Source organism: Acinetobacter sp. AOR34_HL (assembly GCF_027854795.1).
In the GTDB taxonomy this organism is placed as follows: domain Bacteria; phylum Pseudomonadota; class Gammaproteobacteria; order Pseudomonadales; family Moraxellaceae; genus Acinetobacter; species Acinetobacter junii.
The window spans coordinates 1-16,092 of sequence record NZ_JAKTID010000015.1; the positions used below are offsets into that span (position 1 = coordinate 1).

Annotated in this window: 12 protein-coding genes and 2 pseudogenes; 6 read left to right on the forward strand and 8 right to left on the reverse strand. The window is 37.3% G+C overall.

Annotated features, from left to right (window positions below):
- Positions 1 to 183 precede the first annotated feature (183 nt).
- Positions 184 to 1,832 (forward strand): annotated as a pseudogene (locus tag MKL32_RS01940) (poly alpha-glucosyltransferase).
- A gap of 21 nt (positions 1,833 to 1,853) precedes the next feature.
- A pseudogene (locus tag MKL32_RS01945) lies at positions 1,854 to 3,560 on the forward strand (CapA family protein).
- On the opposite strand, the gene MKL32_RS01950 reads toward MKL32_RS01945, so the two are convergent.
- Positions 3,557 to 4,288, reverse strand: coding sequence for a metalloprotease (locus MKL32_RS01950; RefSeq protein ID WP_270900114.1), 732 nt, complete (start codon positions 4,286 to 4,288; stop codon positions 3,557 to 3,559). The pseudogene MKL32_RS01945 and the gene MKL32_RS01950 sit on opposite strands and share 4 nt — an antisense overlap.
- Before the next feature lie 91 nt (positions 4,289 to 4,379).
- Between MKL32_RS01950 and MKL32_RS01955 the strand changes: the two genes are divergently transcribed.
- Complete coding sequence (locus tag MKL32_RS01955; RefSeq protein ID WP_270900115.1) at positions 4,380 to 4,697, forward strand: MGMT family protein; 318 nt, start codon at positions 4,380 to 4,382, stop codon at positions 4,695 to 4,697.
- A gap of 148 nt (positions 4,698 to 4,845) precedes the next feature.
- Here the strand turns inward: MKL32_RS01955 and MKL32_RS01960 are convergent, their stop codons facing one another.
- The 5 genes from MKL32_RS01960 to carA form a co-directional block, all read right to left on the reverse strand.
- On the reverse strand, positions 4,846 to 5,283 hold the full coding sequence (locus MKL32_RS01960) for a universal stress protein (protein WP_004956015.1): 438 nt from the start codon (positions 5,281 to 5,283) through the stop codon (positions 4,846 to 4,848).
- Between the two features lie 211 nt (positions 5,284 to 5,494).
- The gene (locus MKL32_RS01965) at positions 5,495 to 6,121 is read right to left on the reverse strand and encodes a CatB-related O-acetyltransferase (RefSeq protein WP_004963548.1); all 627 of its coding nucleotides are present in this window, start codon (positions 6,119 to 6,121) and stop codon (positions 5,495 to 5,497) included.
- 68 nt (positions 6,122 to 6,189) lie between these two features.
- A complete protein-coding gene (gene greA / locus MKL32_RS01970) occupies positions 6,190 to 6,666 on the reverse strand; it encodes a transcription elongation factor GreA (protein ID WP_004878279.1) in 477 nt (158 codons plus the stop codon).
- Positions 6,667 to 6,758: 92 nt separating this feature from the next.
- Positions 6,759 to 9,992, reverse strand: coding sequence for a carbamoyl-phosphate synthase large subunit (gene carB / locus MKL32_RS01975; protein WP_004908293.1), 3,234 nt, complete (start codon positions 9,990 to 9,992; stop codon positions 6,759 to 6,761).
- 14 nt (positions 9,993 to 10,006) lie between these two features.
- Positions 10,007 to 11,146, reverse strand: coding sequence for a glutamine-hydrolyzing carbamoyl-phosphate synthase small subunit (carA, locus tag MKL32_RS01980; protein WP_039048011.1), 1,140 nt, complete (start codon positions 11,144 to 11,146; stop codon positions 10,007 to 10,009).
- A gap of 360 nt (positions 11,147 to 11,506) precedes the next feature.
- Between carA and MKL32_RS01985 the strand changes: the two genes are divergently transcribed.
- Positions 11,507 to 12,115, forward strand: a complete 609-nt coding sequence (locus MKL32_RS01985; protein ID WP_004963543.1) for a hypothetical protein — start codon at positions 11,507 to 11,509, stop codon at positions 12,113 to 12,115.
- 46 nt (positions 12,116 to 12,161) lie between these two features.
- On the opposite strand, the gene MKL32_RS01990 is transcribed toward MKL32_RS01985, so the two are convergent.
- Together MKL32_RS01990 and yhbY are read right to left on the reverse strand one after the other, a co-directional pair.
- Positions 12,162 to 12,698, reverse strand: a complete 537-nt coding sequence (locus MKL32_RS01990; RefSeq protein WP_005402208.1) for a DOMON-like domain-containing protein — start codon at positions 12,696 to 12,698, stop codon at positions 12,162 to 12,164.
- A gap of 7 nt (positions 12,699 to 12,705) precedes the next feature.
- Positions 12,706 to 13,029: a ribosome assembly RNA-binding protein YhbY gene (gene yhbY, locus MKL32_RS01995; protein ID WP_042893369.1), complete on the reverse strand. Its 324-nt coding sequence runs from the start codon at positions 13,027 to 13,029 to the stop codon at positions 12,706 to 12,708.
- Between the two features lie 231 nt (positions 13,030 to 13,260).
- On the opposite strand from yhbY, the gene rlmE reads away from it, so the two are divergent.
- Together rlmE and ftsH are read left to right on the forward strand one after the other, a co-directional pair.
- Entirely contained in the window at positions 13,261 to 13,911 is a 651-nt protein-coding gene (gene rlmE / locus MKL32_RS02000) for a 23S rRNA (uridine(2552)-2'-O)-methyltransferase RlmE (RefSeq protein WP_004908277.1), read from the forward strand.
- A gap of 136 nt (positions 13,912 to 14,047) precedes the next feature.
- Positions 14,048 to 15,943 (forward strand): ATP-dependent zinc metalloprotease FtsH, encoded by a 1,896-nt coding sequence (gene ftsH / locus MKL32_RS02005; RefSeq protein ID WP_004963534.1) that lies wholly within the window; start codon positions 14,048 to 14,050, stop codon positions 15,941 to 15,943.
- Positions 15,944 to 16,092: the final 149 nt, after the last annotated feature.

Sequence of the window (16,092 nt, forward strand, 5' to 3'; positions counted from 1 at the left end):
CTGAGTCCTTTATAGTTAAAGTGTTTGTTTGCACTCATATTTTAACTATTTAGACTCAGGTTTTTTTATTTAAAGCAAACTATGGGACAGTAGTGCCTTCGGGTTCTCTTTTTTATTTCAATTCAAATATAAATTTGTATGGTATCGTGTTAAAAATACAAAGAATTTTTAGAATATAAAGTCATGATAGTTACATCAAACGAAGAATTTAAACACCTAAAAAAACAGATTAAAGAATATTTTGAAAGGATTGCTCAGCATATTAATATGAGTAAAACTGTGCTGTTTTATTCATATGGCGATCGAGAAAATCGTTGCCAAGTTTGGAATTCTTCATACTCAGAATTAAATAATGCGTTAAATCAACTTTTTGAAATACTGGATCATCAGTTTGCAATCAATCAACAACTCAATGAATATATAAAAATTGATTGTGCTTACAATATCCAAAAGGAAGATTGGCAAAAAATAGATCAAGCTATTAAAACTCAACAGCACAATAACCATTACCGTAAGGGATTAAGTTTTGATGAAAAATTTTCCATTTGCTTTCTAGAACAAGAGCTTTATGGAAGGGCAATTATTCGTGGATTAAGTTATGATCAGCCGAATTACTTTGACCAAGATAATCTGAACTCGACACTTGAATATAAATATTCAAACCAGAACACATCTATACAATTCAAGCAACTTGAATATGCTTGGACTTTTGACACCTACGCTGTGTTTTATGAAAATGGTCAACTGATTCCTTTACAAAGCCAATTTACTGAAAATGGAGTACGTTATTTAACAACCGACAAAAAGACGCATATCAAAGACATCATTAAAAAAAATGCGAGCTTTTTATCAAGTCAAATAGCACAAGATGGAAAATACAATTACGGTTTTTTCCCTGCCTACGATCGTTCTATCAGAAGCTATAATACGGTCAGACACTGTACTACGACCTATTCATTACTAGAAACCCTGATCATAGACAAAAATGATTCAGTTCTTGGTCGTTGCAAATTCGCAATAGAGTATGCACTTCAACATTTCTATGTAGAAATTCAGCCTAATCAAGCTTATATGTTGGATGGATCGACTCCAGAAGATTTAGATGAAATAAAATTAGGAGCAAATGCAGCAGCGTTGTTAATGCTAACAAAATATCAGGAGATTACAGGGGAGACTACCTATCTAAATCAGGCGTTGGCATTGGCTAAGGGTATTCAGTCTATGATGAATAGTGAGGGTGAAACTTCACATGTATTGCATTATCCAAGTTTAGAATTGAAAGAAAAATTTAGAATTATTTATTACGATGGTGAAGCTGCTTTAGCCTTACTGCGTTTATATCAACTACATTCAGATGAGTATCTATTAAACAGTGTCAAACTTATGTTTGAACGATTTATACAAGAAAAATACGAGCGTTATCATGATCATTGGTTGAGTTATTGCACCAATGAACTTACCAAAATTTGTGCAGAAGAAAAATATTTCTTATTTGGAATAAAAAATTATGTCAGGTATATGATTTTTATTCGTAATCGAAAAACTACTTATTCAACTCTTCTAGAAATGATGATGTCTGCATATCTCATGGTCAATCGGATCTAAATGATATTCTTGAGAAAGCACATTTTGAAGATCTCAAGAAGTTGATTGAATTCAGGGCTGAATTTCAGAGAACTGGTTTTTTCTATCCAGAAGTTGCGATGTATATGGCATGTCCTGAAAAGGTTTTGCACGCATTTTATGTCAGACATGATCGTTTTAGAGTTCGTATTGATGATCAGGAACATAATCTTTCAGGTTATATCGCCTATGTACAACATTTTAACTAGTCAAAATCTAGGATCATGACTATGAAACTACAAGAAGAAATAAAAATAATTTCGCATTTGCATCAAGAAACTTTCCAACATCAAATTTGGAATCAAGTATTAAATGTCGATTGCACTCATTGGATGACTTTACTTTTAGCCATCGAACATATTTCCGATCAAAAAATTCAATTAGATGATGTGATTCCGATTGAGAAACAGCAACAAGAAAATTTTTGGGCAAGTTTTGAGAAAAAAAATTATTCGGTTTTAGCTCTTCTACAGCGCCTCATTCTGACTGCAGATAAGGAAATGAGTCAGCACATTTTGTCTCATATTTTTGGAAATATGCTGATTGCTCAAGACGTTATAGATAAAAAATTAAAAGAATTAGACATAGACTCACATCGGGTAAAAATTAAAGATTTATATGTGATCGCTCAGACAATATTTGAGCTGCCAAATGCACTAATCAAGAAAATATTTTCTATCCAGCCGCTTATTGATAGTGCAAATATTCCATTAAAAACATTACTTTTTAGTTGTACTCAACTTGATGCACTTATGTATTTAGAGTTTGAACAAAGGATCCTATATTGTTCCTTTCGTGCTGAAAATCAAAGTATCGGCCTGTTTTCCTTATTAGATAATATCCATCGAATAGATCATCTCGTACCTTATTATCATTATTTTCCAGAGGGCTTAATTGAAAATAAAACCATTCAGCCTAAAAGTGAATGGATGAATGTAATGGGGGATACTTATTTTGGTGAATACTATACAGAAATTAGAAAATGTCGTGGTCAAGATGATGCGTTGCAACGTTATGGTTATGGGCATTCATTTGAAAAAATTAAATCTTTCTTTCAAAAAGATGATATTAATTGCATTAATTTTGAAGCGGTATTTAATACAGAAACACGTTCACCATTACAAGATGCAAAAGCTTTTATTTTAGGGGCTGATCATACTCAAACGCTTGAACAGTTTCAACATTTAAATATCAATCTTGTCAATCTCGCAAATAACCACTTAAAAGATTATGGTAGCAAAAGTTTAAAATTTACCTTAGACAAATTTGAGGGAGCAAACATCTGTCATATGGGTGCAGGTGTCGATCAGCAGAAAGCTCATCAGTTTATTGAGTTAAATCCCAAACCTAAAAAAGTTGCTATTTTTAATGGCTATTGGCATCGTGATATTGCTTATCAAGACTATGAATTTTATGCATTAGGTAAGAGTGCAGGCGTGGCTTGTTTAAATGCCATTCTATTTGAACAGATCATGCAATATCGTATGCAGAATCCAGATGCAAAAATCATTTTAATTTGTCATTGGGGCATAGATTTTAAATCAATACATCCTGAACAAGAAAAACTAGCCAACTTATTTACACAGATTGGTGTTGATTTAATTATTGGACATGGTGCTCATACGATTCAACCCGTTCGCTATGTAAATAATAAGCCAGTGATTTTTGGCATCGGTAATGGAGTGTTTAATAGCAATGGAGAATATGAAAAATACCAAGCTTTACCATTTGGAGCTATCATTAGAATTAATTTAGTAAAAGAAGTTGTTTAGTTGTATCCTATTTTTACTGATAATTTATCAAGTTTTTGGCAACCTTATCCTGTCAATCAGCAACAATTTGAACGAGCAAGTGATTACCTAACCAAAGACTTAAATCAACATCATTTTAGAATTCAGAAAAATGATTTAGGGTTTTATGTTGAGCTAAATATTTAAGGATACTTTGAGTAATTATCTAGAATTATATTCAATTGCTCGGAAGTAAAACCAAGATTACGTAATCCACCACTTCTGAGTTTGCAATCATAACTAGTCATGATATTTGTTGGTGTGGTTTTCTTGGCGTTGGGTGCACAGACATGATTGAGACCAAATGCATGTCCCATTTCATGAATACTCGCTGCTTGAGTCTGATAATTTAATCGTTCCCAATCAATTAGGATGAAAGGTCGACCTTGATTCCTAAATCCCCAACTTGTGATATCACTATATTTCAGCTTAGGAGAGTAGGAGTCATAGATAATAAATAAAACTTCTTTACTTTTGCGTTTCGGAAAACAGTCTTTGACTGCACTAGGCACATTTTCAGTGACTAAATCCATTGGTTGATTCAGTTTTGAAGCAAGATCACATTTCCTTTTTGTAAAATCACGATATGAATAGTAGTGATTCATCAGAAACTTAAAGATCTTATTGTTATTTTCATCCAAAAAGTAACGATTTAAGATTTCGATTTCTTTCTGCATCTGAGCTTTAGTATCAAAGATTTTTGCTTGAGGTCGATTGATCGTATAAACAAAAGTAACATATACGATAGGCAAATGATCAAATGAATCAGTTTTGTATTTATACGGGGTAATTTTAATAGGTGGTTTTTTGGAAGGTGTACACGAAGCCGTAATCGCAATACTCAGTATGGATACAAATAATAGTTTCAATTGCATCTTCGAACTCTCAACTCTTCAAGATTTTGATTGTTATGGAAGTATTTTAATGTGGATTTAGACATGCTAACAGATTTTATGAGTAATGATGATGAATGATACCAATGAACTACAACGCCAAATTCTTGATGTCGTCGCTTTAATTCCATTTGGAAAGGTCGCTACCTATGGGCAAATTGCTAAACTAGCTGGGCTACCAAAACATGCCCGTCTTGTAGGTACAGTTTTAAAGAATTTAGATGAAGGAAGTCAGCTTCCATGGCATCGGGTAATTAATTCACAAGGTAAAGTGAGTACAACAAACCTAGATGAACATGGGGAAAATCGACAATTAAAGCTATTAAAAAATGAAGATGTTTTATTAGAGAATTACAAAATTAAATTAAAAGATTATCAATGGATATTTTAATTTTTTGCTTAAAAGAAAATAAATAATTTATTCAATCGAATCAAATCACGTTAATAAGTAAATTATAGGTCTGACTTATTAAAATAATTTAAAAAACTGCATGTCTGAAATCGGACATGCAGTTTTTGGGACTAAGGATAATCTTAAATCAGCGAACGATTAGAACAGGAATATGACTTTCCCCCAAAACTTTCTGAGCAACGCTACCTAAAATAAACTTTTTAAATCCAGTTCTACCATGAGAACCCATGATAATTAAATCCACTTCAAGATTTTGAGCAGCTTTAATAATTTCTTCATGAACTGAAAAACCTTCTACAACTTGTGTTGCAACTGTTTGTCCTAATTCTTCAAATTGTTTTTGAGCTTTCGTTAAATTTTCCTGAACATAAGATCGCACACGTTCGATCAATTCATTACTTTGCCCCATACGTAAATACGCATCTGCCAAATATGGGTCTAAAGTCATTACTTGAACCAAAGTAATTTGGCTATTTAAAGCTTTAGCAAGTTGTGCTGCTTGCTGAATGACATTTGCTGAAATTTCAGAGTCGTCGATAGCGACAAGAATTTTTTGATAAGCCATGATAAATACTCCTTATTATTACACTTTGATTCGCTTCTAAATTTTTGTTTAAAATAAAAACTATACTTTCATATTAAACTTATTATTCGCATAATAAAACCTAGTAATTTCATAAGAATAATTGTTGGTTTTAGATGTTTTGATGTGTTTAATTATTTGAAAATTATAAAAATATTAAAGTTGTATAAGGGGTATTTTAAAGTTGATTGTTTCATAGACTTTTGTCTAAATATGAGTGTAAACCATCAAGTTGATCAGTTTGTAATAGTTCTCTAATTTTTAAAATCTGCTTTTCATCTAGCTCATAGAGTTTTAAAGAAAGTAGTCTTTCAATATCTGTTTCGGAAAAACGATACTTAATAATTTTAGCAGGTACACCGCCTACAATTGCATAAGGAGGTACATCTTGAGTGACAATAGCTCCTGTGGCAACCACAGCACCTTCACCGAGTTTAATACCTTGCATGATCATGGCTCTGCTACCAATCCAGCAACCATCTGCAATTATGGTGTCACCCGCAGCAAGAAAACTGCGTGTATCAAAAGGGAAGGTGGAAATCCAGTCAGCTCTATGCAGCTGATTGCCGCCCATCATAATGACACATTCGGCACCGAAGCAAACAAAATTACCAATATAGAGCTGGTCTATTGGTTTATCTGGTGTGGATACTTTGTCATGTAGATAACGTACTACACAACGTTCAAAACCTTGATCCCAATAAGCAGAATAATAGGAATAATTACCTTTAATATGAATATTTGGATTTTTTACAGTTTTCGCAATAAATTCGAACTCACACCAATGTTTAACAGGGGAGTTGATCGAAGTTGAGTCCATTTACATTTCACAGAATAATTTGAGAAGAAAAACCCCTCAAAGGTGAGGGGTTAATTGGGCTTGGAATATTATAGGTATTCCACGCTCACGATTTCGTATTCAACTTCACCTTGTGGTGTTTGAATTTTAGCTTCATCGCCTTCGCTTTTGCCTAATAGGCCACGAGCGATTGGAGAGTTCACTGAGATTTTATTAATTTTAAAATCTGCTTCATCGTCGCCTACGATTTTATAGGTCTTACGTTCTTCAGTATCTAGGTTTTCAATCGTTACCGTAACACCAAATACAACACGACCGTTTTGTTCAAGATCTTTAACGTCAATTACCTGACATGCGCCAAGTTTACCTTCGATATCTTGAATACGACCTTCACAGAAGCCTTGTTGCTCACGTGCTGCATGATACTCAGCATTTTCTTTGAGGTCACCATGCTCACGTGCCTCAGCAATAGCCTGTGTAATACGTGGGCGATCAACTGTTTTTAACTGTTGTAATTCTTTCTCTAAGGCAACCTTGCCTTCAGGAGTCATAGGATAACGTTGCATTTTAGTCCCCTCTAAATTGGTTGGGAAAATACAGGATTAAAAAAAGAAAAAGCCCGCCACCGATAAGGTGACGGGACTTTATCGGTAGAGAATTAACCTACAGTTTGTAAATCTTGCAAGCGGTATACATCCATTGGCAATTTCACAGCAAATGCTTGGCAAACTGCTTCTGCACCATTGATTGTCGTTGTGTAGTACACTTTGCCTTGTAGGGCAGCACGACGAATCATTGCAGAATCGTATTGAGCTTGTTTGCCTTCAGTGGTGTTGACAATAAGATGAATTTCACCATTTTTCAAGCGGTCTACAATGTGTGGACGACCTTCAGTCACTTTATTGACTGCTTCACATTCCAAACCAGCTTCTTGCAATACTTGGTAAGTACCGTTGGTTGCAACAAGTTTGAAACCGTAAGCAATCAATTGTTTAGCGATATTAGCAATATATTTCTTGTCTGATTCACGAACAGATAAGAATGCATATTTCACTTCGCCTTCAGTTGGCAAGCCTGGTAAACGTTCATTTGAACCAAGTACAGCTTTGTAGAATGCTTCGCCAAATGTTTCACCTACACCCATAACTTCACCTGTAGATTTCATCTCAGGTCCAAGCATTGGGTCAACACCTTGGAATTTAGCAAACGGGAATACCGCTTCTTTTACAGCAAAGTGAGTTGGGATGATCTCTTTAGTGAATCCTTGAGATTCTAAAGATTGACCAGCCATACAACGAGCAGCAACTTTCGCTAAAGATTCACCGATACATTTCGATACGAAAGGAACCGTACGTGATGCACGTGGATTCACTTCAAGTACATAAATGTCGTTGCCTTTTACTGCAAACTGAACGTTCATCAAACCTACAACGCCAAGCTCTTTTGCCATCGCAACAGTTTGACGACGCATTTCATCCTGAACTTCTTGTGAAAGAGAGTAAGGAGGAATCGAACATGCTGAGTCACCTGAGTGGATACCTGCTTGTTCAATATGTTGCATGATACCGCCAATCACGACGTCTTTACCGTCAGATACGCAGTCCACATCAACTTCAGTTGCATCATCAAGGAAACGGTCAAGAAGAACAGGCGCTTCATTAGACGCTTGAACTGCTTCACGAAGGTAACGCTTAAGTTCTTCTTCGTTATATACGATTTCCATTGCGCGACCACCCAATACATAAGATGGACGAACAACTAGCGGATAACCAACTTTTGCAGCTTCAGAGATACCTTCTTCAGCAGATTTTACAATGCTGTTGTTCGGTTGACGAAGCTGTAGACGTTGAATCATTTGCTGGAAACGTTCACGGTCTTCTGCACGGTCAATCGCATCTGGAGATGTACCAATGATTGGTGTACCTGCTTCTTCCAAAGCACGAGCCAATTTCAAAGGTGTTTGACCACCGTATTGTACGATCACGCCTTTAGGCTTCTCAGTACGTACGATTTCAAGTACATCTTCCAATGTAACAGGTTCGAAGTACAAACGATCTGATGTGTCATAGTCGGTAGAAACAGTTTCAGGGTTACAGTTCACCATGATTGTTTCGTAACCGTCATCACGCATAGCTAGGGCAGCGTGTACACAGCAGTAGTCAAACTCAATACCTTGACCAATACGGTTCGGACCACCACCGATGACCATGATTTTGTCACGGCTTGATGGATTTGCTTCACATTCTTCATCATAAGTTGAATACATGTAAGCTGTACCTGATTCGAACTCAGCAGCACATGTATCAACACGTTTATAAACTGGATATACACCCAAGTTCCAACGTTGCTTACGGAATTGCTTTTGTGAAATACCCATTAAGTCAGCAATACGAAGGTCAGATAAACCTTTGCGCTTGAATGAACGGATATTGTCAGCGTTTAAATCACCAAAACCTAAAGTTTTTACTTGAGCTTCAGTTTTAACGATATCTTCAATTTGGATCAAGAACCAACGGTCAATCTTCGTTGCTTCAAACACTTCATCTAATGAGAAACCATGACGGAATGCGTCGGCAACATACCAAATACGATCTGGACCTGGAACTTTAAGCTCTTTTAAGATGATGTCTTTAGCATTTGCTGTACCAACTTCGATTTTTTCATCAAAGCCACTCACACCAACTTCAAGACCACGAAGTGCTTTTTGAACAGATTCTTGGAAGTTACGACCAATCGCCATCACTTCGCCCACAGATTTCATCTGAGTTGTAAGAACAGGCTCAGCTTGTGGGAATTTTTCGAAGTTAAAGCGTGGAATCTTGGTTACGACATAGTCAATTGCTGGTTCGAAGCTTGCAGGTGTTACACCGCCAGTGATGTCATTTTTCAATTCATCAAGGGTATAACCAACCGCAAGTTTTGCAGCAATTTTTGCAATCGGGAAGCCAGTAGCTTTAGACGCAAGCGCAGATGAACGAGAAACACGAGGGTTCATCTCGATCACAACCATACGACCATCTTTCGGATTAATACCGAACTGAACGTTTGAACCACCTGTTTCAACACCGATTTCACGCAGAACAGCAACCGATGCATTACGCATGATTTGATATTCTTTATCTGTCAATGTTTGAGCAGGGGCAACAGTGATTGAGTCACCAGTATGCACACCCATTGGGTCAAAGTTTTCGATCGCACATACGATAATACAGTTGTCGTTTTTATCACGAACAACTTCCATCTCGTATTCTTTCCAACCAATTAATGATTCATCAATCAATAATTGTTTAGTTGGAGAAAGATCGAAACCGCGTTCACAGATTTCAATAAATTCTTCTTTATTGTATGCGATACCACCACCAGAACCACCCATCGTGAATGACGGACGAATGATCACTGGGAAGCCGAAACGTGCTTGAATTTCCAATGCATGTTCCATGCTTTCTGCAACATCAGCACGTGGACATTCAAGTCCAATTTTACGCATTGCGATGTCAAAAAGTTTACGATCTTCTGCTTTCTCAATCGCTTCTTTTGATGCACCAATCAATTCAACGTTATATTTTTCTAAAATACCGTTAGCATCTAATGCAAGTGCACAGTTCAATGCAGTTTGACCACCCATCGTTGGGAGAACTGCATCTGGGCGTTCTTTTTCAATAATTTGTGCAACTGTCTGCCAAGTGATTGGCTCGATATAAGTTGCATCCGCCATTGAAGGATCGGTCATGATGGTCGCTGGGTTAGAGTTCACCAAAATAACACGGTAACCTTCTTCACGAAGCGCTTTACATGCTTGTGCACCTGAGTAGTCAAACTCACACGCCTGACCAATGACAATAGGACCAGCACCAATAATTAAGATGCTTTTAATATCCGTACGTTTAGGCATTATTCGCTCCTTAATTACTTCTTAGCTGCTTCGATAAGTTCGATGAAATGATCGAACAACGGAGCGCAATCATGTGGACCAGGACTCGCTTCAGGGTGACCTTGGAAGCTAAATGCTGGTTTGTCAGTGCGATGAATACCTTGGTTTGTACCATCAAACAATGAACGATGTGTTACTTTTAAGTTTGAAGGTAAGGTGCTTTCATCAACTGCAAAGCCATGGTTTTGAGAAGTAATCATCACTGTACCATTCTCAAGGTTTTGTACAGGATGGTTGGCGCCGTGATGACCATGATTCATTTTCATCGTCTTCGCACCAGAAGCAAGCGCTAAAATTTGGTGACCTAAACAAATACCAAAGACTGGTAATGTTGTGGTTTCAACAATGGTTTTAACCGCTTCGATTGCATAGTCACATGCTGCTGGATCACCAGGACCATTTGACAAGAAAACGCCATCTGGATTTAAAGCAAGGACTTTTTCAGCAGGTGTTTGTGCAGGAACAACTGTTAACTTACAGCCGCGATCTGCGAGCATACGTAAGATGTTGGTTTTGACACCATAATCATATGCAACAACATGATATTTAAGTTCTGGTTGGGTAAAACCATTGCCTAATGCCCAAGAACCTTCAGTCCATTCGAAACCTTCAGGGTCACAGCATTCTTTAGCAAGATCAAGACCATTTAAACCACCGAATTCACGTGCTTTGGCAATAGCTTCTTCTTCTGTAATATTTTCGCCAGCAAGGATACAACCGTTTTGTGCTCCTTTTTCACGTAAGATACGAGTTAACTTTCGTGTGTCAATATCTGCGATTGCAACAACATTGTGTTGTTGTAAATATTCGCTAAGTGATTGCTCAGAACGGAAGTTACTGTGTAATAGTGGAAGATCACGAATAATTAAACCATTCGCCCATACTTTATGGATGCGACCTGATTCAACGTCTTCACTATTACAGCCAGTATTTCCGATATGAGGATAAGTCAACGTAACAAGTTGCTGTGCGTAACTTGGGTCAGTCAAAATTTCTTGATAACCAGTCATGGCAGTATTAAAAACGACTTCACCAGTCGTACTACCCGATGCACCGATAGACGTTCCTTTAAAGATCGTTCCATCTGCGAGGGCTAAAATGGCGGGGGTGCTCAAACCAAAGCTCCTGAACTAAAACCACAAAAATAGGGCTGTAAAAAAGCGAGTAGACATAAAAAAAGGTAGGCCGTCTTTAAAAACATGCCCCTCCTTCCAGTCTGCTCGCTTGTAACTTAACAGCGCATTATACGCATGAGTCTCTGAAAAGTCTATGTGTTTTATTTATTAAAGTGAGTTAAAAGTACATGTGTAAAAATGAGGAGCAGAAGAGAGTGTCTATTGCAAAATAACTCATTCTTCTAAGTATAGAATGAGATATTATGAAAATTGTTAGACAATTTTTGCCTGATTCGATGCTGAAGCGATTTATCTTATACCTAGCCAAAAAATCAACAATCAGTATAGAGGGGAATCAAGATGGCTGAGAATCAAGCGCCGACAACTGCTGAAGAAGTGAAAGAAGTTGCTGTCGAGAAAACGGCTAAAGCTAAAGAAACTGTTGCTGCAAAAACAGCAGAAGTGAAAGAAGTTGTAGCTGAAAAGACTGCTGAAGTTAAAGAAGCAGTTGCAGAGAAAACAGCAAAAGCGAAAGAAGTTGTAGCTGAAAAGACTGCTAAAGCGAAAGAAGTAATTGCTGAAACTCAAGAACAAGCGAAAGAAGTAATTGCTGAAACTCAAGAGCAAGTGAAAGAAGTGATTGCTGAAACTCAAGAAAAAATTGAGACTGAAGCTAAAGAATTGAATCAAAATATTCAAAATCAATTGACTCAAATCAAGCAAGATTTACTTCAACGTATTGAAGTGATCAAATCACAATTAAATTCTTCTCAAGGTAACTTGTTTGAATTAAAGAATGCGTTGAAAACTGAGTTAAATGCTTTAATTGAAGATTTAACGAAAGTAAGCAAAGAATTAAAAGATGATATTAGCCAAATCTCTGTTAAGCACAAAGATACGCTAGTTGGCAGTTTTAAACGTACTAAAGATCAAGCTGTAGAAGCTTGGAACAAAGTTCGTGCTAGTTAATTACTAGCCAATAAAAAAGCGAGATATATTCTCGCTTTTTTATTGATTAAAATTGATGTAGCCAATCACGTTTGTTGTGAAAATCGGCTTGAGGGCTGCTGTGCTGCATTGCAAAATAATGCATACCTTGTGTGGTATTTAATACAGCAGTTAAACCTACATATAAATCTGACCACTTCAACTTATTGCTTTGCATAAATTGAGTAAGGTCTAAACTTACATTTAATCCATAATGGGTTTTCTGTAAGTGATTTAGCTCAATATCATATGCAGGAAGTGGCGGTATATTTTCAGGGAATCGGTATTCTTCAAATTGATAAGCTTGCCAAGCTTGAGAAGAGGAAAGATTAATTTCTCTATAAAAATCTTCATCTTTCACACCTACAAAAATTTCAAAACACGTTTGTTCCCATAAAAAGTCGAGGCGAGGATGTGCTGCGACGAGATCGGGATAAATTAAAAACTGATTTGGGTCACGAACCCAAAAACCAACATTTATAGTCGCTGGTGTTTGTTGCTCAATCGCTCCAACAACGGTAATTGCACTAAAACGATCGAAAGCAGAGAGTTCATAACTTGCCATAGCTTGATTACTTGCTTAAATGTGCAAAACGAACAAGATTTGAGAGATTTTGATTTTGTTTGTCCGCTTTCTTATAAAGCAAAACAATTTTACCAATTTTTTGTACTGATTCAGCGCCTGTAGCTTCAACAAGTGCATCAATTACAGCTGCACGATCTTCACGATCTTCGCCCGCGATTTTAACTTTGATAAGTTCATGATCATTCAAAGCGCGATTTGTTTCTTCAATTACGTTTTCTGTCAAACCCTGACCACCAATCATAACAACTGGATTCAGCGCGTGGCCAATTTGACGTAAACGTTTGCGCTCATGGATAGATAAAGCCGCCATTTAAAAAATACCTGATTTGAAAAACGAACTAGTATAACTTGCATCCCGTTTCTAAGATAGATTAATGGTGCTTGTGGATGGATAAAAATGATCAAAAATAAGAGAAATATCCAATCTAGATGATCGAAAAAAATCTGTAAAAGTTCGTGTGAATGAAGTACATCCGTACTGTAATGAGAGTAATTTTCACGTACAATGACTAATCAGAAGTTTTTTGAAATTTAGTGAGTTATGGCGACACGCATTACCAATCAAAAATTGTCTAAAAGCAGTCGTGCATGGATGAGAGAGCACTTGGATGATCCTTTTGTGAAAAAAGCACAAAAAGAAGGTTATCGCGCTCGTGCAGCATATAAGTTACTTGAAATCCAAGAAAAATATAAAATGATCAAACCAGGAATGACGGTTGTCGATCTTGGTGCAGCACCAGGTAGTTGGTCACAAATCGCTGGAAAGCTGGTTGGTTCTAATGGTCTAGTAATTGCTTCAGATATTTTACCAATGGATGCACTTCCTGACGTGACTTTCTTACAAGGTGACTTCCGAGAGGAAGAAGTTTTTGAAAAATTGTTAAATATTTTAAATGGACGTCAAGTTGACGTTGTAATTTCTGATATGGCCCCCAATACATCAGGTAATAGGGCTGTTGATCAACCGCGCCAAATTTATCTTTGTGAATTGGCTTTGGATTTTGCTCAAAAAGTTTTAGGACCAAATGGACAATTTATTGTTAAAGTGTTCCAAGGTTCGGGCTTTGACGAATTCAGAAAGCAAGTGGTCGATAGTTTTGATGTATTAAAAACAGCTAAACCTGAGGCGTCTCGTGCTCGATCAAAAGAGGTTTTTTTGATTGGACAAGGTCGTAAAAAGGCATTGCAATAAAAGTGTACTTGCCAAGTTGTTAAAAATTGTGCATTTTGTACCTTTTAAGTTTTTTGCAACGCAAATTCATTGCTGTTTTTGTGAAGGTCAGCCAAGATTAGGTATGATCAAATTAGATTGATATGGGAATAAAGCCTTGAGCGATTACTTCAAGAATGCCGTATTGTGGCTCATCATACTCGGTGTTCTGATTTTGATTTTTAGCAACGTCAGTGACCGCAATAAGCCTGCCGCGATGAAATATTCTGATTTCGTAGCAGCAGTTAATGCTGGGCAGATTAAACAAGTCACAATTGACGGTTTAAATATTAGCGGTGAAAAAACCAATGGTTCTTCATTTGAAACGGTTCGCCCACAAGTTGAAGACACTGAGTTGCTACCAAGCTTGAACAAACAAAATGTTGTAGTTGAGGGGACAGCTCCGCAACGTCAAGGCATTTTGATGCAACTTCTCATTGCGAGTTTCCCAGTATTGCTCATCATTTTATTATTCATGTTCTTCATGCGTAATATGGGCGGTGGCGCTGGTGGCAAAAACGGTCCTATGAGTTTTGGTAAGTCAAAAGCAAAAATGTTATCTGAAGATCAAATCAAGGTAACGTTTACTGATGTTGCAGGTTGTGACGAAGCAAAACAAGAAGTCGTTGAAATTGTCGATTTCTTAAAAGATCCAGCAAAATTCAAACGTCTTGGTGCAACTATTCCACGTGGTGTGTTAATGGTTGGTCCTCCAGGTACAGGTAAAACATTATTAGCCAAAGCAATTGCTGGTGAAGCTAAAGTTCCTTTCTTTAGTATTTCTGGTTCTGATTTCGTTGAAATGTTTGTTGGTGTTGGTGCTTCACGTGTTCGTGATATGTTCGAACAAGCTAAACGTCATGCACCATGTATTATTTTCATTGATGAGATTGATGCTGTAGGTCGTCATCGTGGTTCAGGTACAGGTGGCGGTCATGATGAACGTGAACAAACCTTGAACCAAATGCTTGTAGAGATGGACGGTTTCGAAGGCAATGAAGGTGTGATCGTAATTGCTGCCACAAACCGTGTAGATGTATTGGATAAAGCTTTACTTCGTCCAGGTCGTTTTGACCGTCAAGTGATGGTAGGGTTACCTGACATTCGTGGTCGTGAGCAAATCTTAAATGTTCATTTGAAGAAATTACCTTCAGTGACTGGTGTTGATGTTAAAGTCCTGGCACGTGGTACACCAGGCTTCTCTGGTGCGCAACTAGCAAACTTAGTGAATGAAGCTGCATTGTTCGCTGCTCGTCGTAACAAGAACACTGTCGACATGCATGATTTCGAAGATGCAAAAGACAAAATCTACATGGGTCCTGAACGTAAGTCGATGGTGATTCGTGAAGAAGAACGTCGTGCTACTGCGTACCATGAAGCGGGTCATGCCATCGTTGCTGAAATCTTGCCTGGTACTGATCCTGTGCATAAAGTAACGATTATGCCACGCGGTTGGGCTTTGGGTGTGACATGGCAGCTGCCTGAACAAGACCAAACTAGCCATTATAAAGATAAGATGTTGAATGAGCTTTCAATCTTATTTGGCGGTCGTATTGCTGAAGAAGTTTTCATTAATCAAATGTCAACTGGTGCTTCAAACGACTTCGAACGAGCGACTAAAATGGCTCGTGCGATGGTAACCAAATATGGTATGTCAGAAAGACTTGGCGTCATGGTCTATGAAGATGAAAACCAAAATGGTTTCTTTGGAAATGTTGGTAGTCGTACAATTTCTGATGCTACACAACAAAAAGTAGATGAAGAAGTTCGTCGTATCCTTGATCAACAATATAAAGTTGCTCGTGATATTTTGGAAAATAATCAAGATATCGCACATGCTATGGTTAAAGCCTTGATGGAATGGGAAACGATTGATCGTGACCAAATTCGTGACATCATGGAAGGTCGTGAACCTCGTCCACCAAAAGTATATGTTGCTGAGAATCCTGTGGCTGCATTTGAACCACCAAAAGATGGTCCATCTACGCCACCACCATTACCAGCAATGGGTTAATACTTTGAAATTAAAAAGAGCAACTTAGGTTGCTCTTTTTTATGTTCTAAAAAATAGACCTCTTGCAAAAATCATTTTTTAACCAACTCCATGTTGTAAATTGCAGCAATTAAATTCAGACGTAAACCCATGCGTTTACGCCTATTTCG

What these genes read in the sequence shown, in the direction of transcription:
- MKL32_RS01950 (WP_270900114.1), bottom strand. Translation starts at nt 4,288, where the DNA reads ATGCAATTGAAACTATTATTTGTATCCATACTGAGTATTGCGATTACG.
- MKL32_RS01955 (WP_270900115.1), top strand. Translation starts at nt 4,380, where the DNA reads ATGAATGATACCAATGAACTACAACGCCAAATTCTTGATGTCGTCGCT.
- MKL32_RS01960 (WP_004956015.1), bottom strand. Translation starts at nt 5,283, where the DNA reads ATGGCTTATCAAAAAATTCTTGTCGCTATCGACGACTCTGAAATTTCA.
- MKL32_RS01965 (WP_004963548.1), bottom strand. Translation starts at nt 6,121, where the DNA reads ATGGACTCAACTTCGATCAACTCCCCTGTTAAACATTGGTGTGAGTTC.
- greA (WP_004878279.1), bottom strand. Translation starts at nt 6,666, where the DNA reads ATGCAACGTTATCCTATGACTCCTGAAGGCAAGGTTGCCTTAGAGAAA.
- carB (WP_004908293.1), bottom strand. Translation starts at nt 9,992, where the DNA reads ATGCCTAAACGTACGGATATTAAAAGCATCTTAATTATTGGTGCTGGT.
- MKL32_RS01985 (WP_004963543.1), top strand. Translation starts at nt 11,507, where the DNA reads ATGGCTGAGAATCAAGCGCCGACAACTGCTGAAGAAGTGAAAGAAGTT.
- MKL32_RS01990 (WP_005402208.1), bottom strand. Translation starts at nt 12,698, where the DNA reads ATGGCAAGTTATGAACTCTCTGCTTTCGATCGTTTTAGTGCAATTACC.
- yhbY (WP_042893369.1), bottom strand. Translation starts at nt 13,029, where the DNA reads ATGGCGGCTTTATCTATCCATGAGCGCAAACGTTTACGTCAAATTGGC.
- rlmE (WP_004908277.1), top strand. Translation starts at nt 13,261, where the DNA reads ATGGCGACACGCATTACCAATCAAAAATTGTCTAAAAGCAGTCGTGCA.